This window comes from Phenylobacterium sp., assembly GCF_036264965.1.
Lineage (GTDB): Bacteria > Pseudomonadota > Alphaproteobacteria > Caulobacterales > Caulobacteraceae > Phenylobacterium.
The window spans coordinates 1-16617 of sequence record NZ_DATAPY010000043.1; the positions used below are offsets into that span (position 1 = coordinate 1).

Sequence of the window (16617 nt, forward strand, 5' to 3'; positions counted from 1 at the left end):
GTCCGGCGTCGGGATATTCTTGACCGCCTCCATCTGGGCCATGCGCCGGGCCATCTCCTCGGGCGGTGGGCCGAAGCCGGTGTCGACCATGACGGCGGCATGCATCCGCTCCGGATGCCTGACGGCGGCGAAGAACACCTGGCCGCCGCCGAACGAGTGGCCGATGTAGATGGGTTTGCGGCCGCCCTCGTAGAGGCCCGTGGCGCGGGCGACGGCCTCGGCGTCCTCGGCGAAATCGCCGAACGAATAGCGGTCGCGCCAGTCCGAGGCGCCCATGCCGGCCAGCGACATCGAGGCCACCCGATAGTCGTCGGCGAAAAACGGCGCGATGAAGCTCCACCAGTCGGCGTGGGCGGAGTTGCCGTGCACGAACAGCAGGCCCGGCTTGCCGACCTCGCCCCAGGTCAGGACTTCGAGTTTGGAGCCCAGGCTCTCAACAAAGGTCCGTTCCGGCTGGCGGGCGATGGCGTCCTTGAACCACTGCGGCGAGGGCGGCTCGGCGCCTTCGAACTCGGCCAGCGGCGCCTGGACCTCGGGCGGGAGCGTCGGCTCGGTGTGAACCGGGCGGTCATCATAGGTTTCCGCCGCCGGCTTCACGTCTTCAGCCATCGGGTCCTCGATATCGGTTGGGGCCAGAAATTGGGAGGGCGGCCCGGTAACATGGCTCAGGTGATGAACAACCGTTTGAAAAATGGCAAGCGGTTCGTCCGGAGGCTAGGGTCCGCGCCGGGCTGGTTCGCGAGAGGGGCATAGATGCTGAAGCAGATGATCCTGGGGAGCGCCGCGGCGCTGATGGCCGTGACCGTGGCCAGCGCCGCGCCGCAGATCCTGGCCCCGCCGGCGCCGCCCGCCGCCTCGGTGCAGCCCTACGTAAAGGTCAGCGGCAAGCTCACAATCCTGCGACATGTCCGGGTGATCGACGGAACCGGCGCACCAGCGCAGGAGAATCGCACGGTCGTTCTCGCCGGCGGCAAGATCGCCGCGGTCACTGAGGACGTCGGTGCGGCCGTCGTGGCGCCCGCCGGAGCCGAGGTGCTCGATCTGACCGGCCGCACGGTGCTGCCCGGCCTCGTCGGCATGCACGACCACATGTACTACATCGCCCGGCCCAACATGGACGCCGCCGGCCATTCCGAGCCGCCGCTGATGGTGCCGCAGATGACGTTTTCGTCGCCGCGCCTGTACCTGGCGGCGGGCGTCACGACCATGCGGACCACCGGCTCCGTCGAGCCCTACGTCGACCTCAACGTCAAAAGCCTGATCGACGCGGGCGGCATGATCGGGCCGCACATGGACGTCACCGGCCCCTATCTGGAAGGCTCGGGCAGCGCCTTCATCCAGATGCACGGCCTGAAGGACGCCGCCGACGCCGCGCGCACCGTCGCCTACTGGGCCGACATGGGGGCCACGTCGTTCAAGGCCTATATGAACATCACCCGCGCCGAGTTGGGCGCGGCCATCGTCGAGGCCCACAAGCGCGGGCTGAAGCTCACCGGCCACCTCTGCTCGGTGACCTATCCGGAGGCCATTGCACTCGGCATCGACGACCTGGAGCACGGCTTCTTCGTCAACACCCAGCTCGATCCCGGCAAACAGCCGGACGTCTGCCCGCGCACCTCCGGCGATCCGACGCTCTTGGCCATGACGCCGGACAGCCCCGAGGCCGACAAGCTGATCAAGCTGATGGTCGTTCACCACGTGGCGCTCACCTCGACCCTGCCGGTGTTCGAACAGCGGGTGCCGATGCATTCGCCGCTGAACCCGAAGGCCATGGCCGTGCTGACCGTCGAGGCGCGCGAGGCCTATCTCTATTCCCGGAACCTGACCAACCAGGCGCCGCGCGAGCGCTATGCCGACGCCGCCAAGGCATACCAGAACGACCTGGGCCTGGAGCGGAAGTTCGTGGCCGCCGGCGGCCTGCTGATCGCCGGGCCGGACCCGACCGGCAACGGCGGCGTCATCCCCGGCTTCGGCGACCAGCGCGAGATCGAGTTGCTGGTCGAGGCCGGTTTCAAGCCCGAGGAGGCCATCAGGATCGCCACCCTGAACGGCGCGACCTATCTGGGCCTGGCCGACCAAATCGGCTCCATCGCGCCCGGCAAGGATGCCGACCTGGTGGTGGTGAAGGGCGACCCCTCCAAGACCATCGCCGACATCGAGAACGTCGAGATCGTGTTCAAGGACGGCGTCGGCTACGACGCGCCGAAGCTGCTGGAGTCGGTGAAGGGGCGGTATGGGCAGTATTAGTAGACGACCGTGGGCATCGGTCTATTCATCCTAGCGTTCTTTGTCATTCCCGTCGTGATGCCGGGGCCGGACGTCTCTGATCGTATGCGTCGCAATCGCTACGATGCTGTTCGGATGGATATGGCTCTACCAACTTGAATGGAGCCAAACTTGGAAGCCCGACAGCGAGAACAAAATCGTCGAGTTTCTGTACTACTGGGCGCTAGGGGCATTCACCTGCGGAGCTGCCCTCAGAGCTGGCCTGATCGCCTGGGCGTCTCGCCGCTGAGGCCAGCGGCCACTCTCCGCCTTACACCTCATGGCCAGCATTCTGCCTGCCTCTCCAAAGCCCTCTCCCCCTTGCGGGGAGAGGGTTGGGTGTGGGGGTGTCAGCTCCGAATTCGTGGGGCCAGAGCGGCAGATTCACGGCCCGCACCCCCACCCCTGACCCCTCCCCGCAAGAGGGAGGGGAATTGACTGAGCTGGAGAGGCAGGCTCACATCCGCTGTGAGATTTAAGGACCGCTCCGCGCTGGCGCGCCGAGGGTCGACCTAGCCGAGCCGCGCCTTCGACGTCCTCGGCGCAGCCCGCATCTCCTCATCGATCGTCCGGACCTCCAACTCCCGCCAGCGCCGCTCGGCGTCGCGGTAGGCGTCGGCTTTTTCCGGGAACATCAGCGCCAACGTCGCCAAGGCGTCGGCCTGGTCCCGGCATTCGCGCGCGCTATGCATTCGGCTTGTCCACTGCAGGCCCGACGGTCTCGCCTACGCGGTGGGTCGAGGCGCCGTCTATTCGGTTCCAGACATATGGTCGCCCGAGCTAAGCTGGGTTCGGATCCGGGGGAAGCTCGCATGACCACCCGCACCGCCGCCTGCACCTGCGGCGCCCTCACCGTCACCGCCGCCGGCGAGCCGGTGAAGATCAGCGCCTGTCACTGCCATGCCTGCCAGCGGCGCACCGGCAGCGCCTTCAGCGTGGCGGTGTTCTACGACCGCGATCAGGTGGCTTTGAACGGGCCCTCGCAGACCTTCGTCCGCCCCGGCGACAGTGGCCGCAACGTCGAGTTCCACTTCTGCCCGACCTGCGGGACCTCGATCCTCTGGTATCCCGAATTCCGGCCGCAATGGGCGGGCGTGGCCATCGGCTGTTTCGCCGACGCCGGCCCCGGCGGTCCGACCCAGGCGGTCTACGAGGACTTCCGCCAGCCCTGGGTGACGCTCGCGGTCAAGTCGGGTTAGCCGCCGCCACCCGCGCCGGCCTTGGCGACCACCACGTCGCTCGAGACCACCGGGCAGTGGGTTAGGGTCATTTCGCGGATGTTGTAGAGGTGGGTGCCGTCGCGGCCGCCACGGATCGTGCGCTTGAGGATCGGCTGACCGTCGGGGCCGGCCTCCAGGTGGAAGATCTCCGCCCCGTCGGTGCGCAGCACGCGGAACCGCTCGATGTGGTCCATGGGGAGCGCGAACACCGAGCCGGACGCATAGCCCGCCTCGCCATCCAGCTGGATCGCGAACTTGCCCCTGTCGCGGGTGATGGTGACGGCGCGGTCGGGGTTGGCCATCGGCTTCCAGCCGTCGGCGTTGGTGAAGCGCATGGCCTGGGGCGCGGGGACGTCGCACTTGACCAGCACCTCCGGCTCGGCCCGCGCCGCGCCGGCCAGCGCGGCGGCAAGAACCGCCAGACCCAAAATCCGAATTCCCATCCCGGCCTCCCAATGCACGCTCTTGTCCGTTTGAGCGCAGGTTGCCGCGATACGCTAGCCCCGCCGCTCGCGGTCGTCCTCCTGGCGGTCCCAGCCGCCGTCGAAATCCGGCAGCAGGGCGAAGAGCGCGAAGAGGCCGCCGATCACGCAGATCAAGCCGACCGTCCGACCGACGCCAAGTTCGGAGTCCATCGCCGCGGCGTGCGCCCGAACCTGCTCCGGCGGCGGCGTCCAGCCCAGCGGCATGGCGCCGGCGGTTCCGCAGCGGGCTGTGTCGCCCTGCCGGTCGAAGCAGCTCGGCGCGGCCATCGCGGCCGACGCCGCCAGCCAGGTGAAAACAAGGGCGGCGACCGGGGCGGCCATCTTCATCGCAGCGTCTCCCGGACGCGCCTCGCAGGCGCGCCGGAGCCCAGCATAGACCTAGAAAACGCCCGGGATCATCCGGAAGCGCACGATGCGGGCGTAGCGGCGATAGGCGCGGTCCTGCTTGAGCCAGCGCTCCTCGCGCATCACCCGGCCGAACTGGAAGACCCAGGTGGCGCCGATCAGGGCGGCGTTGATCAGGGTCGGGTTCATCAAGAGGTAGGCGCTGTGGGTGATGGCGTAGCCCAGGTACATCGGATGGCGCACGAAGACGTAGGCGCCGCGCATGCGCACGCCGCGGTTCGCCGGCGCGAGGCCGAAGCTGCGGTTGAGGCTGAACTTGGCCGCCAGGCTGATCACCGTGCCGGCGGCGACCATGGCGACCGCCAGGACCGGGGAAATCAACGCCGTCCCGCCCGGCCGCGCGAGCAGGGCCAGGAAGGTGCCGCCGAACGCCATGATCCAGTCCAGCGGGTCGGGACTGACGCTGGTGGTGGACCGGCGGGTCAGGATGAACCAGACGGTGACCACGTCGGTCATGGCGATCGCGAAGTTCAGCCAGTTGTGCGGATTGTAGTTGAGCACGAGGTAGTAGACGAAGGCCGCGACGATGGCGGCGCGCTCGGCGATGTCGATGAGTCGCGGGGTCAGCGAGCCGGGCTGGAAGCCGGGCTTCAGCGGGGAGGTCTGGTACACGGTCACGCGGCGGCCTTTCTCACCCCGTCAGGATTTCACAACGAAATGAAGACCCTGCTAACCCGCGAGCGCAGGGACCGCGCGAGATGTCGCAGGGCTCGCGCCGCCGGGGCTGCAATTGCCGCCGCCAACGCCTAGGTTCGGCCTCGACCACCACCAGGAGAGATCGTCCCTATGCGCGCCAACCGCCTGAAGGAGCTGTGGGCTTCCGGAAAACCCGCGATCAACGGCTGGTGCTCCATGCCCGGCGGATTCTCCGCCGAGCTGATGGCCTCCATGGGCTGGGACAGCGTCACCATCGACACCCAGCATGGCGTGATCGGCTACGCCGAGATGCTGGCCATGCTGCAGGCGGTCTCGACCACGCCGGCGACGCCCCTGGTGCGGGTGTCCTGGAATCAGCCGGGCGAGATCATGCGGGCCCTCGACGCGGGGGCCTACGGCGTCATCTGCCCGATGATCAACGACGCGGCCGAGTGCGCCGCCTTCGTCCAAGCCTGCCGCTATCCGCCGGCCGGTTTCCGCAGCTCCGGGCCGACGCGGGCGGCCGTCTACGGCGGCCCCGACTATCATGCCAAGGCCAACGGCGAGATGCTGGCCGTCGCGATGATCGAGACCGCCCAGGGCCTGGCCAATGTCGAGGCGATCGTCGCCACGCCGGGCCTTGACGGCGTCTATATCGGCCCCTCGGACCTTTCCCTCTCCATCGGCGGGCCGCCCGGCCAGGATACCGAGGCCCCCGCGCTGATGGCGGCGTTCGACAAGATCCTGGCGGCCTGCAAGGCCGCGGGCGTCAGGACCGCAGTCCATACCAACAGCGTCGCCTATTCCCAGAAGATGATCGAACGCGGCTTCGACCTGGTCACCGTCGGCAGCGACACCCGCTACCTGGGCTCAGGCCGCCGCGAGGCCGCGGACATGCGCGCCTGGATGGAAACCCGCTGACATCGGCTTCCTTCGGAGCATTTCGTCCCTATCTGCTGCAATCAGCGGCAACGGCTTCGAAAGGCTGCACGTTGCACACTGAGGGTTCCCTTGGCCCGTCCGGCGCATGCGAAAGCTGAGCTAGGCGATCCCAGCCACAGCGGGAGGACGAGATGCCGAACCTGATCTGGCCGCGCGAAACCCGCGCGCATGTCGGCGCTTCCGGTCTGATCGGGCGCACCGTCCACTGGCTCGGCGTGGCGCTGGCCGCCACCTTCCTGGTCATCGCGCTCGGCTTCGCGGCGGACGGCTGGTCGATGTCCGACGCCATCTGGCTCTCGGTCATCGCCGTGGCGATGGCCCTGGGCGCCCGAGGCGTCCGCTACGTCCTGGCTCGGGAGTAGGCGCTACTTCTTTGCTGCCACCGCTGGTTTGCCGCCCGAGAATTCCGTCTCGATCGCCACGTCCACATCGTCGCTGACGCCCATGGTCGTGCCCGGCGCGGGAATGCCTGCGCCCATGCCGAAGGCCGAGCGCTTGAAGGCGCCGTGGGCCGAGAAGCCCACCCGCGCGCCGCCGGGGTCGAACGAATTGGGCGGATAGCCGCCGTTGTAGGTGACGTCGAGGACCACCGGCTTGGTCACCCCGTGCAGGGTGAAGTCGCCGGTGACCTTGGCGGTGTTGGCCCCGGTCACCTGGACCTTCGTCGAGCGGAAGGTGATGGCCGGGAACGCCGCGGCGTCGAACCAGGCCTTGCTCATCAGCTGATCATGGAAGCCGGTGGGTGGCGTGTTCAGCGTCAGAGACCTGGGATCGATGGTCGCTTCGACGGCCATGGTCGCCGGCGCCGCCGGGTTGAACTTCAGCTTGCCGTCCACGGTCGCGAAGCGCGCGGTGTAGTGCGAGAACCCCAGGTGATTGACCCGGAAGGTCACCGAGGTGTGGGCCTTGTCCATCGTATAGGTCCCGGCCGGCGGCTGCGGCGCGGCGGGCGCCGCAGCGGCGATGGCGGGGCCGGCGATCAGCAGGATCGAGGCGGCCTTGGCGGCGGCCAGCGTGCGAAGGGTCTTCATGGTCTCTCTCCCGATAGGGTCGCCCATAGGACGTTCGAACGTGTGGCGATCCGACATGGCGCTTCAGGAACACGCGGAGCCGGTTAATTCGCGGTAGGCTGTCCCCGATGACCTATTGCCTCGGAATCCTCTTGCCTCAGGGGCTCGTGCTGGCCTCGGACTCCCGGTCTAACGCCGGCGTCGACCAGGTGGTTCGCGTCTCCAAGCTCAATCTGATGCCGGCCGCCCGCGACCGGGTGATCGCCATCCAGTCGTCGGGCAACCTGGCCACAACCCAGGCCGTGGTCACCCGGCTGCACGAGGCCTTTGGCGCCGGCGACCCAGCCAACGACCTCAGCCTGGCACGGACAATGTTCGAGGCCGCGACAATCGTCGGGGCGCACCTGCGCGCCACCATCGTCGCGGACGCCAAGTTCGTGGACCCCTACGGCGACCCGGCCGGCAATTTCCTGGTCGCCGGCCAGATCGCCGGCGAGCATCCCCGGCTGTTCCAGATCTACGCCGCCGGCAATTTCGTGGAGGCCTCGCCCCGCACGCCCTTCCTGCAGATCGGCGAGACCAAGTACGGCAAGCCGATCCTCGACCGCTCGCTGACGCCCAACTGCCCGCTCGACGAGGCCGCCAAGCTGGCCCTGATCTCTTTCGACGCCACGATCCGCAGCAACCTCTCGGTCGGCCTGCCGATCGACCTCCTGGCCTACCGCGCCGACAGCTTCACCACGAACCTCGTCACCATCGAGGAGGACGATCCCTACTGGAACGGCCTGCGCCAAGCCTACAGCGACGGCCTTTCGGCGCTGGTCGAAGGATTGCCGTCGCCGCCGGTGGATTGGGGGGTTTAAGAGCGGAGGTCCCATATTTCCTGTCATCCCGGCCGCAGCGAAGCGGAGAGCCGGGACCCAGGAGGTTCAAGCTGTGCGGTCGCTCCTGGGTCCCGGATCGGCTCTTCGGCCGTCCGGGATGACAGGCTTTGTCGGACTAGGTCCCACCGGGACGGTCGCGCCCTTCGATCTCATGGATGAAGCGAGCCTTTGGGCCTGGGCAGCATGAGATTTAAGCTAAGCTTTGGTGGTCGCAGAGGAGCATTTCAGGATGATGCCAAAGATCGTCGGCGTCTTGGCCTTGGTTTTCGAGGTGAGCTTCGTTCCGCTGGCGATGGCGCAACCCGCGCCGCCAGTCGCTGCGGAACCGCCCTCTGCAACGCCCAACGCGCAGCATCGTGTCCTTGCTGATTGGCGGCATAAGGCGACGGGACAAGATCTTGAGCGCGTCTATCCGACTGAGGCCCGTCGTCATCACGTCGAGGGCATCGCAATGGTTGCCTGCAAGGTCACAAAAGACGGCGACATGGCAGATTGCATTGTCGAGCAGGAAGCGCCCCAAGGTCAGGGCTTCGGCGCCGCCGCGCTGGCGCTAATGCCAGAGTTCAAGATGCGGCCCATGACCCGAAACGGATTGCCCGTCGACGGAGGCACGATGCGCCTACCAATCCAATTCCGCTTACCGAGATAGCGCTTCGTCCCCTCAAACCAACGCCTCGAACTCGTCCACCAGCCGTTCGAGCTGCTTCATCCCCGCCGCCCAGAAGGCCTTCTCCCGCGGGTTCAACCCGAACGGCGCCAGCGCCTCGACGTAGGTCCGGGTACCGCCGGCGGCGAGCAGGTCCTCGTACAGCGGCGCGAAGGCCACGGGGTCCTCGCGGCGCTTCTCCATCAGGCCGCGCACCAGCAAATCCCCGAACGCGTAGGCGTAGACGTAGAACGGCGCGTGCACGAAGTGGCTGACGTAGGCCCAGTAGTGCTCGTAGCCCTTGTTCAGCCGGATGGCGGGACCCAGGCTCTCGCCCATCACCTCCATCCAGATCGAGCCGATCTCCTCGGCCGAGACCTCGCCTTCCATCCGCGCGGCGTGGAAGCGGGTCTCGAAGCGGTGGAAGGCGATCTGGCGGACCACCGTGTTCAGCCCGTCCTCGATCTTGCCGGCCAGCAGGCCCTTGCGCTCGGCCTTGCTCGCGTTGGCCAGCAGGCGCTCGAACACTAGGCCCTCGCCGAAGATCGAGGCGGTCTCGGCGAGCGTCAGCGGCGTGTCGGCCAGGAGCGTGCCCAGAGGCGCGCACAGCGTCTGGTGCACCGCGTGGCCCAGCTCATGGGCCAGGGTCAGAACGTCGCGCCGCTCGCCCATGTAGTTCAGGAAGACGTAGGGGTGCCGGTCGGCGGTGACCGGGTGCGAATAGGCGCCCGACTGCTTGCCGGGCCGGGGCCTCGCGTCGATCCAGGGGTGGGTGAAGAAGGTCTGGGCGGTGTCGGCGAACTTGGGCGCCAGCGCCGAGAAGCTCTCCAGCACCATGCCCTTGGCCTCGTCCCAGCCGTAGGTCTTGGGCTGGGCGGTATCGAGCGGGGCGTTGCGGTCCCACTGGTCCAGGACTTCGCGGCCCATGGCCTTGGCCTTGAGGCGGTAGTAGCGGTGGCTGACGGGGCCGTAGCCCTCCACCACGGCCGCCTCCAGCGCGGCGACGGCGTCGGCATGGACCTCGTTGGCGATGTGGCGCGAGGCGGCGGGGTCCGGGTATTTCCGCCAACGGTCCTCCACCTGTTTTTCGAAGGCGAGCGTGTTGAAGCAGAGCGCCAGGGTCGGCGTGCGGTCCGCCAGCGACTTGGCGAGCGCCTGGGCCGCCTGCTTGCGCCGCGTCCCGTCGGGGTCCGACAGGCGGTTCAGCGTCTCCGATAGGGTCAGCGTCTCCTTGCCGACCTTTGCCGTGAGCGCGGCCAGGGTCTCTTCCGACAGCCGGCTCCAGTTGGCGACCGCCGGGCCGCGGTCGATCAGCATCCGCTCCAGATCGGGGCTGAGCTCGTGCGGCCGCGACAAGCGCACGCGACGGATCCACGGCCGCCACTTCGCCGCCGGCTTGTGCGCCCGGAACGCCGCCTCGATCTCGTTGTCGTCCAGCTCGTTCAGTTCGAGGGTGAAGAACAGGCTCTCCGCGGCGATCTGGGCGGAACGGGCGCGCAGGTCGCCCTCGAACTTCGACCACGCCGGGTCGTTGCGCGCCGTCGAGGACGCCAGCCCCGCATAGGCGCCGACGCCCCACAGCCCGTTGGTCGCCGCCTCATAGAGCTTGATGCCGTGGTCGAGCAGCTCGCCCAGCCGGCGTGCGTCGGCCCGTGTCGCCACGAACCGGCCCTTCAGCGCCACCAGGGCGTCGTTGTCGGCCTTGGCCGTGGCCAGATCGGCCTCGATCTTCGGGTCGTCGCGGCCGGCGTAGAGGTCGCCCAGGTTCCACTGCGGCAGGGCGTCGGTCTTGAAGGGGGCGTTCATGGCCGCCTCTTTAGACCTCACATCTTCTGCGTGGCCAGCAGGATCGAGGTCTCGGTGGAGGCGATGCCGTCGATCAGGCGGATCTGGTCGAGGGTGCGGCTGAAGGCGGCCAGGGTCTCGGTGTCGAGCTCGGCGATCAGGTCCCAGCGGCCGTTGGTGGTGTGCACCTTGTCCACTTCGGGGAAGCCGCGCAGCGCCTTGACCACCGCGCCCGACCGCTCGCCCTCGATGGCGATGCACATGATGGCGCGCACGCGGTTGGCCTCCATGTCGGGCGCGGTCCGCACCGTGAAGCCCTGAATGGCGCCGCCCGGCTTCAGCATCTTGGCGATGCGGTTCTGGACGGTGCCCCGCGAGACCTTCAGCTTGGCGGCCAGAGAGGCCACCGGTTCTCGCGAATCGGCCCTGAGCAGGGTCAGGAGATGGCGGTCGAGATCATCGATCATTTCGCTACTCCAATCTGACTAATCGCCAGATTCGGGCGTCAGATGTAGCACCTAGGCTGCTTTTCGCTAACACCCGAACGGGCGACTCTCACGGCTCCAGACCGCCGCAGAGGACCTCCACATGACCGCCCCCGCGCGCTTCCTGATGACCGATCCCGCCGCCTTCGATGTCAGCTACCGGATCAACCCGTGGATGGATCCCGGGGCCTGGACCGCCGAACACCGGGCCGCCGCCCTGGCCGCCTCTGGCGAGCTGCGCGCGGCGCTCCAGGCGCTTGGCGCACACGTTGAGACCATTGAGGCCGTGCGCGGCCTGCCGGATCTCGTGTTCCCCGCCAACGCTGCGGTGGTGCTGGATGGCCGGGTGCTGCTGGCCCGCTTCCGCCATCCCGAGCGGCAGGGCGAGGAGACGGTGTTCCGCGCGGTGTTCGCCCGGCTGAAGGCCCGCGGCGTGGTGAGTGAGGTCATCGACCTGCCGGACGGCGTGCTGCAGGAAGGCGCCGGCGACGCCATCTGGGACGCTGGTCGCGGCTGGTTCTGGGCCGGCTTCGGCCCGCGCTCGAACCGCGCCTCGCTGGGCGTGATCCGCAAGGTCTTCGGCCGCGAGGTCGTAGGCCTGGAGCTCGCCTCCGAGCGCTTCTACCACCTCGACACCTGCTTCTGTCCGCTGGTCGGGGGCGAGGTGCTCTACCATCCCGACGCCTTCACGCCCGACGCCCTGGCCACGATCCGCGCCCGCATCGCCGAGGCCGACCGCATTGAGGCCACCGCCGAGGAAGCCGCCGCCTTCTGCGTCAACGCCGTGAACCTGGGCCAGACGCTGGTCATGGCCCGCGCGCCGGCGACCCTGCGCGCCAAGCTGGAGGCGCGCGGCTACCGCCTGGTCGAGATCGACCTCGCGCCCTTCATCCGCTCCGGCGGCGCGGCCTACTGCATGACGCTGCGCCTCGACCGGACCAGCGATCCCCGTCCCGCCATTCTGGCCGCCGAATAGAGGAGCCCCGCCATGAACGACATCGCGATTTCCCGCTCGCAATCCGCCGACCTGATTGCGCTGGAAGGCCTCTACGGCGCGAAGAACTACAAGCCGCTGGACGTGGTGCTGACCCGAGGGGAAGGCATCCACGTCTGGGACGTCGACGGCAATCGTTACCTCGACTGCCTGTCGGCCTATTCGGCGGTGAATCAGGGCCACTGCCACCCGAAGATCCTTGGGGCCATGGTCGAGCAGGCCGGCCGCCTGACGCTCACCAGCCGCGCGTTCCGCAACGACCAGCTGGCGCCCTTCTACGAGGAGCTCTGCGCGCTGACCGGCAGCCATAAGGTCCTGCCGATGAACTCCGGCGCGGAGGCGGTGGAGAGCGCCATCAAGGTGGCCCGCAAGTGGGGCTATGAGGTCAAGGGCGTCCCCGCCGACCAGGCCGAGATCGTGGTCGCCGCCGACAACTTCCACGGCCGCACGGTAGCCATCGTCGGCTTCTCCACCGACCCGCAATCCCGCGGCGGCTTCGGGCCCTTCGCGCCGGGCTTCCGGGTCGTACCCTACGGCGACGCCGAGGCGTTGGACGCGGCCATCGGGCCCAACACAGTGGCTGTCCTGCTGGAGCCGATCCAGGGCGAGGCCGGCGTGATCATCCCGCCCGCCGGCTATCTGAAGCGCGCTCGCGAGCTCTGCACCGAGCGGAACGTCATCCTGATCCTCGACGAGATCCAGACGGGCCTCGGCCGCACCGGCAAGCTGCTGGCCGAGGAGCACGAAGGCGTCGAGGCCGACCTGACCCTGATCGGCAAGGCGCTGTCCGGCGGCTTCTATCCGGTCTCCGCGGTGCTCTCGAACTCCGAGGTGATGAGCGTGCTGCACCCCGGCGAGCACGGCTCGACCTTCGGCGGTAACCCGCTGGCCTGCGCCGTGGCCCGGGCCGCGCTGAAGGTGCTGGTCGAGGAGGACATGATCGGCAACGCCGCCCGCGTCGGCGACCACCTGCACGCCAGCCTGGCCTCGATCCGCGCCGATAGCGTGAAGGAGGTCCGCGGTCGCGGCCTGATGCTGGCCGTCGAGCTGCACCCCGACGCCGGCGGCGCGCGGCGGGTCTGCGAGGCGCTGCAGGCGCGCGGCCTCCTGGCCAAGGAGACCCACGCCCACACCATCCGCATCGCCCCGCCGCTGATCCTCACCGAGGATCAGGCCGACTGGATCGCCGAGCAATTCGAAGCTGTGTTGACCGCCTGAGCTACTTCGCGGCCACCGCCACCGGCAGGGGTTCGCCCTTGCCCTGCGAGATCAGGAACGCGCGCACGTCTTCCACGTCCTTCGCAGAAAGGAATTTGGCGAAACTGATCATGCCGTTGTGGGCGCGCACTCCCTGAATGACGACGGAGTTGAAGTCGTCCGGCGTGGTGATCATCGGCGAGCGCGTCAGGTCCGGCAGCCAGGACCCCGTGGCGTTGGTGCCGTGGCAGACGCCGCAGTTGTCGTTGAAGATGGCGTAGCCCTGCGCCTTGTCGCCGGTGGTGGAGACCTTCGAGAGGTCGATGCTCGGCTGCGCGGGCAGGACGAAGGCGGGCGCCTTGGTCGTTCCGCCGGCCTTGAAGACCAGCAGCCGTCCGGGCAGACGCGGCCGGGTGGGCATGTAGGCGGGCGCGGAGATCTGTCCGCCGCCGCCAGAGCCCACCATCAGGGCCACGTACTGTTCGCCGTTCAGCTCGTAGGTCATGGGCGCGGCGATCACGCCGTTGCCGGTCTGGTAGGACCAGAGCTGTTTCCCGCTGGCCGCGTCATAGGCGTAGAACTGCCCCTCGGCCGCACCCTGGAAGACCAGGCCGCCGCCGGTCGACAGAACGCCAGCGTTCCAGAAGTACGGGTGCTCGACGCTCCAGACCGCCTTCTGGTTCACCGGGTCCCAGGCGATCAGGTAGCCCTTGTAGGACGCCGCAGCCGCCTTGGCCTGGTCGGCCGTCATCGGTCCGGCGTTGGCGAGCGTGTTGATGCCCAGGTTCCAGGCGCCGGCCTTGTAGCCGAAGGTCTTGGCGCCCTGGTAGGCAAAGGGGTCCGACTGGGCCGGGATGTAGACCAGCCCAGTCTTCGGACTGAACGACATCGGGTGCCAGTTGTGGCCGCCGAGCGGCCCCGGCTGCTGCAGGTCGACGCTGCCGTTCTTGTAACGAGCCTCAGGGTTCTCCACCGGTCGGCCGGTGGCGATGTCGATGCTCTTGGCCCAGGTGACGGGCACGTAGTTCTTGGCTGACAACAGCTTCCCGTTGGTGCGGTCCAGCACATAGAAGAAGCCGTTCTTCGGCGCCTGCATCAGCACCTTCTTGACCTCGCCGCCGATCTTCAGGTCGGCCAGGATCATCGGCTGCACGGCCGAATAGTCCCAGCTCTCGCCGGGGTTCACCTGGTAGTGCCAGACGTATTCGCCGGTGTCGGCGTTGATCGCCACGATCGACGACAGGAAGAGGTTGTCGCCCTTGCCGCCGGACCGCTTTTCCTGATCCCACGGCGTGCCGTTGTCGACGCCGAAGTAGATCAGGTTGAGTTGCGGGTCGTAGACGATGGCGTCCCAGACGGTGCCGCCGCCACCCACCGTCTTCCACTGGCCGTCGGGCCAGGTGGCCATGGCCTTCTCCTTCAGCGCCTTGTCGGACGGCTCGCCGTCCGGCGTCCCGGTGGCGTTGGGCAGGGTGTAGAAGCGCCAGAGCTTCTTGCCGGTCGCCGCGTCATAGGCGGCGAGGAAGCCGCGCACGCCGTATTCGGCGCCGGACTCGCCGATCAGCACCTTGTCCTTCACCACCCGAGGCGCCTGGGTGATAGTGAAGGGCTTCTTCGGATCGCCGACCTGAGCTTGCCAGAGGACGTGGCCATCCTTGGCGTCGAGCGCGATCAGCCGCGCATCCATGGTGCCGACGTAGACCTTGCCCTTCCAGATGGCGACGCCGCGGTTCACGACGTCGCAGCAGGCGTCGAAGCCCTTGGCCCCGTCGACCTTGGGATCGTAGGCCCAGAGCTGTTTTCCGGTCGCGGCGTCGAAGGCATAGACCTTCGACCAGGCGGTGGTCGTGTAGAGCACCCCATCGACCATCAGGGGGGTCGCCTCCTGGCCGCGGTCGGTGTCGAACTGGGCGTACCAGGCCAGGCCCAGTTGGCCGACGTTGCCGGTGTTGACCTTGTCGAGCGGGGAGAAGCGCTGCTCAGAATAGCCCTTGCCGTAGGAGATCCACTCGGCGTTGCCGTCCGCCGCGGCGATCCGCGCGCCGTCGACATTGGCGACCGGCTTGTTGCAGGCCGCCACGGTGGCGGCCAGCGCAAGCGCCAGCGCGAGCTTGATGATCCTCATGAACGCCTCTCCCAAGCGGCCGTAACCTCGGCCTTGGGAGGCACTATGCGCGGACTAGAAGCGCGGGCAAGCGCTCCGCGACGTCACCTACCGCTTCTGATTGGCGCTCAACGAGATCGACTCCGGAGGCTTCGCCTTCGGCTGCTTCGGCTTGCGCGCTTCCTTGTTGGACTTCTTCTGACCCTTGGCCATGTCGGGCTCCTTCCGTTGAGGTTCAGCGCGTGCTGCGCGAGTCGTTGAGCACCGGCGCGGCCGGCAGGGCCTGACCGGACTTGCGCGAGGAGCGCGGGTCGGAAAGGTCGCGCCGGGTGGGCGTGATCGTACCAGCGTAGCGTTTCATGGCCGTCTTCCTCGATGGGGCCGGCCGACGCGGGCGCGTCGGCCGGCCGCGCGCGTGTTTGATAAGTCACCTTATCACGCGGGCCCGCTCGCCTCGCCGTCTAATCTTCGTCAGGCGTTCAAGGCTTCGACCCGGCGGGCGATTTCGGCGGCGGCGGCGTCCAGGTCGGCGGACTGCAGATCGCCCAGTTCCAGGACGCCGAGGCTCGGCCGCGCATCCTTGCGGCTGGAGCGGTGGTAGGCGGGGTCGTAGTGCAGCGTCATCAGGTCCAGGGCGAGCGCTTCGAAGTCGCCGGCGTCGGCCAGCTCACCCCACGCCTCCAGCCGCTTTCGCCCCGGCCAGGTCGGCAGGCGGCGCAGCGCCTCGTCCAGCGCCGCACGATCGGCGACGATGTCGCCGTAGGCGCGCACCAGATAGCGGGCGCGGGCCTCGGGCGTGGCGGAAAGCTCCAGGCGAGGGGCGACGGTCATGAGATTCCATAGCGCGGGCGGGACCATCCGCTCGCCGACCTTGCTGGACTCCGCCTCGACGATCAACGGCCGCGCTGGATCGAGCGCCTCCAGCGCCAGCAGCAGGCGGGATTCGAAGAGCTTCTGGCTGGGCTGCGGCTGGCCCGCGAGTGCGCCGAACAGCGAGCCGCGGTGCGCGGCCAGACCCTCCAGGTCGATCACCTGCTGGCCGCGGTCCGCCAGCCGCTGCAGCACCTCGGTCTTGCCCAAGCCGGTGTAGCCGTCGAGCAGCACCAGCCGGAACGGCAGGGTCTGGTCGTACAGCCGCTCGCTGACATGCCGCCGCCAGGTCTTGTAGCCGCCGGTCAGCACCGTGGTCCGCCAGCCGACCTGGGCCAGGATCGTCGCCATGGCGTTCGATCGCTGCCCGCCCCGCCAGCAATAGATCAGCGGCCGGAACGACCCCGGCCGGTCGGCGAGCGCGGTCTGCAGATGGTGGGCGACATTGTGGGCGATGTAGGCCGCCCCGACTTTGCGGGCCAGGAAGCGGTCCTGCTGGACATAGATCGTGCCGACCTCGGCCCGCTCCTCATTCGAAAGCACCGGCAGGTTGATGGCGCCCGGCGCATGGTCCTCGGCGAACTCGGCCGGGCTGCGCACGTCGATCACCGCGTCGTAGCGGGCGAGGCTCGCCAGGTCAGCGGTCGCCAGGGTTTCGATGTCGGACAGGGAAATGGCCTTCAGATTGG

At 68.3% G+C, this 16617-nt stretch carries 20 protein-coding genes and 1 pseudogene; 9 read left to right on the forward strand and 12 right to left on the reverse strand.

Features of this window, described 5'->3' with window-relative positions; translation table 11 throughout:
* Window positions 1–609: alpha/beta fold hydrolase (locus VHS75_RS06400; protein WP_329637780.1), on the reverse strand; the 609-nt coding region annotated here is incomplete at its 3' end.
* A gap of 144 nt (window positions 610–753) precedes the next feature.
* Here VHS75_RS06400 and VHS75_RS06405 point away from each other — a divergent pair.
* Window positions 754–2247 carry an amidohydrolase family protein gene (locus VHS75_RS06405; protein ID WP_329637781.1) on the forward strand — a complete coding sequence of 498 codons (1494 nt, stop codon included), beginning with the start codon at window positions 754–756 and terminating at the stop codon, window positions 2245–2247.
* A gap of 530 nt (window positions 2248–2777) precedes the next feature.
* Here the strand turns inward: VHS75_RS06405 and VHS75_RS06410 are convergent.
* Entirely contained in the window at window positions 2778–2957 is a 180-nt protein-coding gene (locus VHS75_RS06410) for a hypothetical protein (protein WP_329637782.1), read from the reverse strand.
* Between the two features lie 120 nt (window positions 2958–3077).
* On the opposite strand from VHS75_RS06410, the gene VHS75_RS06415 reads away from it, so the two are divergent.
* Window positions 3078–3464, forward strand: coding sequence for a GFA family protein (locus tag VHS75_RS06415; protein WP_329637783.1), 387 nt, complete (start codon window positions 3078–3080; stop codon window positions 3462–3464).
* Here the strand turns inward: VHS75_RS06415 and VHS75_RS06420 are convergent.
* The 3 genes from VHS75_RS06420 to VHS75_RS06430 are packed head-to-tail and all read right to left on the reverse strand — an operon-like array spanning window position 3461 to window position 4993.
* Entirely contained in the window at window positions 3461–3928 is a 468-nt protein-coding gene (locus VHS75_RS06420; RefSeq protein ID WP_329637784.1) for a hypothetical protein, read from the reverse strand. The genes VHS75_RS06415 and VHS75_RS06420 overlap by 4 nt on opposite strands.
* Before the next feature lie 54 nt (window positions 3929–3982).
* Entirely contained in the window at window positions 3983–4297 is a 315-nt protein-coding gene (locus VHS75_RS06425) for a hypothetical protein (protein ID WP_329637785.1), read from the reverse strand.
* Between the two features lie 51 nt (window positions 4298–4348).
* Window positions 4349–4993 carry a methyltransferase family protein gene (locus VHS75_RS06430; protein WP_329637786.1) on the reverse strand — a complete coding sequence of 215 codons (645 nt, stop codon included), beginning with the start codon at window positions 4991–4993 and terminating at the stop codon, window positions 4349–4351.
* Window positions 4994–5161: 168 nt separating this feature from the next.
* Between VHS75_RS06430 and VHS75_RS06435 the strand changes: the two genes are divergently transcribed.
* Complete coding sequence (locus VHS75_RS06435; RefSeq protein WP_329637787.1) at window positions 5162–5932, forward strand: HpcH/HpaI aldolase family protein; 771 nt, start codon at window positions 5162–5164, stop codon at window positions 5930–5932.
* Window positions 5933–6084: 152 nt separating this feature from the next.
* Complete coding sequence (locus VHS75_RS06440) at window positions 6085–6315, forward strand: hypothetical protein (protein ID WP_329637788.1); 231 nt, start codon at window positions 6085–6087, stop codon at window positions 6313–6315.
* A gap of 3 nt (window positions 6316–6318) precedes the next feature.
* Here the strand turns inward: VHS75_RS06440 and VHS75_RS06445 are convergent, their stop codons facing one another.
* Complete coding sequence (locus VHS75_RS06445; protein WP_329637789.1) at window positions 6319–6984, reverse strand: YceI family protein; 666 nt, start codon at window positions 6982–6984, stop codon at window positions 6319–6321.
* A gap of 107 nt (window positions 6985–7091) precedes the next feature.
* Here VHS75_RS06445 and VHS75_RS06450 point away from each other — a divergent pair, with 107 nt between their 5' ends.
* The 3 genes and pseudogenes from VHS75_RS06450 to VHS75_RS06455 all read left to right on the forward strand — a co-directional run bounded on the left by VHS75_RS06450 (window position 7092) and on the right by VHS75_RS06455 (window position 8496).
* Window positions 7092–7826, forward strand: coding sequence for a peptidase (locus VHS75_RS06450; RefSeq protein ID WP_329637790.1), 735 nt, complete (start codon window positions 7092–7094; stop codon window positions 7824–7826).
* 15 nt (window positions 7827–7841) lie between these two features.
* Window positions 7842–7935, forward strand: a pseudogene (locus VHS75_RS23055) (hypothetical protein); the annotation flags it as partial.
* Window positions 7936–8076: 141 nt separating this feature from the next.
* Entirely contained in the window at window positions 8077–8496 is a 420-nt protein-coding gene (locus tag VHS75_RS06455; protein WP_329637791.1) for an energy transducer TonB, read from the forward strand.
* Between the two features lie 12 nt (window positions 8497–8508).
* Here the strand turns inward: VHS75_RS06455 and VHS75_RS06460 are convergent, their stop codons facing one another.
* Both VHS75_RS06460 and VHS75_RS06465 read right to left on the reverse strand, forming a co-directional pair.
* A complete protein-coding gene (locus tag VHS75_RS06460; protein ID WP_329637792.1) occupies window positions 8509–10299 on the reverse strand; it encodes a M3 family oligoendopeptidase in 1791 nt (596 codons plus the stop codon).
* Between the two features lie 17 nt (window positions 10300–10316).
* Window positions 10317–10745, reverse strand: a complete 429-nt coding sequence (locus tag VHS75_RS06465) for an Lrp/AsnC family transcriptional regulator (protein WP_329637793.1) — start codon at window positions 10743–10745, stop codon at window positions 10317–10319.
* Window positions 10746–10866: 121 nt separating this feature from the next.
* Here VHS75_RS06465 and VHS75_RS06470 point away from each other — a divergent pair, with 121 nt between their 5' ends.
* Window positions 10867–11739, forward strand: a complete 873-nt coding sequence (locus VHS75_RS06470; protein ID WP_329637794.1) for a dimethylarginine dimethylaminohydrolase family protein — start codon at window positions 10867–10869, stop codon at window positions 11737–11739.
* Window positions 11740–11751: 12 nt separating this feature from the next.
* On the forward strand, window positions 11752–12975 hold the full coding sequence (gene rocD / locus VHS75_RS06475; RefSeq protein WP_329637795.1) for an ornithine--oxo-acid transaminase: 1224 nt from the start codon (window positions 11752–11754) through the stop codon (window positions 12973–12975).
* A 1-nt stretch (window position 12976) separates the two neighbouring features.
* Here rocD and VHS75_RS06480 read toward each other — a convergent pair whose 3' ends face one another.
* From VHS75_RS06480 to mnmH, 4 genes are all read right to left on the reverse strand, one after another.
* Window positions 12977–15079 carry a PQQ-dependent dehydrogenase, methanol/ethanol family gene (locus VHS75_RS06480; RefSeq protein WP_329637796.1) on the reverse strand — a complete coding sequence of 701 codons (2103 nt, stop codon included), beginning with the start codon at window positions 15077–15079 and terminating at the stop codon, window positions 12977–12979.
* Between the two features lie 87 nt (window positions 15080–15166).
* The gene (locus tag VHS75_RS23060) at window positions 15167–15271 is read right to left on the reverse strand and encodes a hypothetical protein (protein ID WP_414694249.1); all 105 of its coding nucleotides are present in this window, start codon (window positions 15269–15271) and stop codon (window positions 15167–15169) included.
* Window positions 15272–15293: 22 nt separating this feature from the next.
* Window positions 15294–15419, reverse strand: a complete 126-nt coding sequence (locus tag VHS75_RS06485; protein ID WP_329637797.1) for a hypothetical protein — start codon at window positions 15417–15419, stop codon at window positions 15294–15296.
* 110 nt (window positions 15420–15529) lie between these two features.
* Window positions 15530–16612: a tRNA 2-selenouridine(34) synthase MnmH gene (gene mnmH, locus VHS75_RS06490; protein WP_329637832.1), complete on the reverse strand. Its 1083-nt coding sequence runs from the start codon at window positions 16610–16612 to the stop codon at window positions 15530–15532.
* Window positions 16613–16617: the final 5 nt, after the last annotated feature.

Excerpts from the sequence above, each read along its gene's own strand:
- VHS75_RS06405 (WP_329637781.1), top strand. The coding sequence starts at position 754 with ATGCTGAAGCAGATGATCCTGGGGAGCGCCGCGGCGCTGATGGCCGTG.
- VHS75_RS06410 (WP_329637782.1), bottom strand. The coding sequence starts at position 2,957 with ATGCATAGCGCGCGCGAATGCCGGGACCAGGCCGACGCCTTGGCGACG.
- VHS75_RS06415 (WP_329637783.1), top strand. The coding sequence starts at position 3,078 with ATGACCACCCGCACCGCCGCCTGCACCTGCGGCGCCCTCACCGTCACC.
- VHS75_RS06420 (WP_329637784.1), bottom strand. The coding sequence starts at position 3,928 with ATGGGAATTCGGATTTTGGGTCTGGCGGTTCTTGCCGCCGCGCTGGCC.
- VHS75_RS06425 (WP_329637785.1), bottom strand. The coding sequence starts at position 4,297 with ATGAAGATGGCCGCCCCGGTCGCCGCCCTTGTTTTCACCTGGCTGGCG.
- VHS75_RS06435 (WP_329637787.1), top strand. The coding sequence starts at position 5,162 with ATGCGCGCCAACCGCCTGAAGGAGCTGTGGGCTTCCGGAAAACCCGCG.
- VHS75_RS06440 (WP_329637788.1), top strand. The coding sequence starts at position 6,085 with ATGCCGAACCTGATCTGGCCGCGCGAAACCCGCGCGCATGTCGGCGCT.
- VHS75_RS06445 (WP_329637789.1), bottom strand. The coding sequence starts at position 6,984 with ATGAAGACCCTTCGCACGCTGGCCGCCGCCAAGGCCGCCTCGATCCTG.
- VHS75_RS06450 (WP_329637790.1), top strand. The coding sequence starts at position 7,092 with ATGACCTATTGCCTCGGAATCCTCTTGCCTCAGGGGCTCGTGCTGGCC.
- VHS75_RS06455 (WP_329637791.1), top strand. The coding sequence starts at position 8,077 with ATGATGCCAAAGATCGTCGGCGTCTTGGCCTTGGTTTTCGAGGTGAGC.
- VHS75_RS06460 (WP_329637792.1), bottom strand. The coding sequence starts at position 10,299 with ATGAACGCCCCCTTCAAGACCGACGCCCTGCCGCAGTGGAACCTGGGC.
- VHS75_RS06465 (WP_329637793.1), bottom strand. The coding sequence starts at position 10,745 with ATGATCGATGATCTCGACCGCCATCTCCTGACCCTGCTCAGGGCCGAT.
- VHS75_RS06470 (WP_329637794.1), top strand. The coding sequence starts at position 10,867 with ATGACCGCCCCCGCGCGCTTCCTGATGACCGATCCCGCCGCCTTCGAT.
- rocD (WP_329637795.1), top strand. The coding sequence starts at position 11,752 with ATGAACGACATCGCGATTTCCCGCTCGCAATCCGCCGACCTGATTGCG.
- VHS75_RS06480 (WP_329637796.1), bottom strand. The coding sequence starts at position 15,079 with ATGAGGATCATCAAGCTCGCGCTGGCGCTTGCGCTGGCCGCCACCGTG.
- VHS75_RS23060 (WP_414694249.1), bottom strand. The coding sequence starts at position 15,271 with ATGGCCAAGGGTCAGAAGAAGTCCAACAAGGAAGCGCGCAAGCCGAAG.
- VHS75_RS06485 (WP_329637797.1), bottom strand. The coding sequence starts at position 15,419 with ATGAAACGCTACGCTGGTACGATCACGCCCACCCGGCGCGACCTTTCC.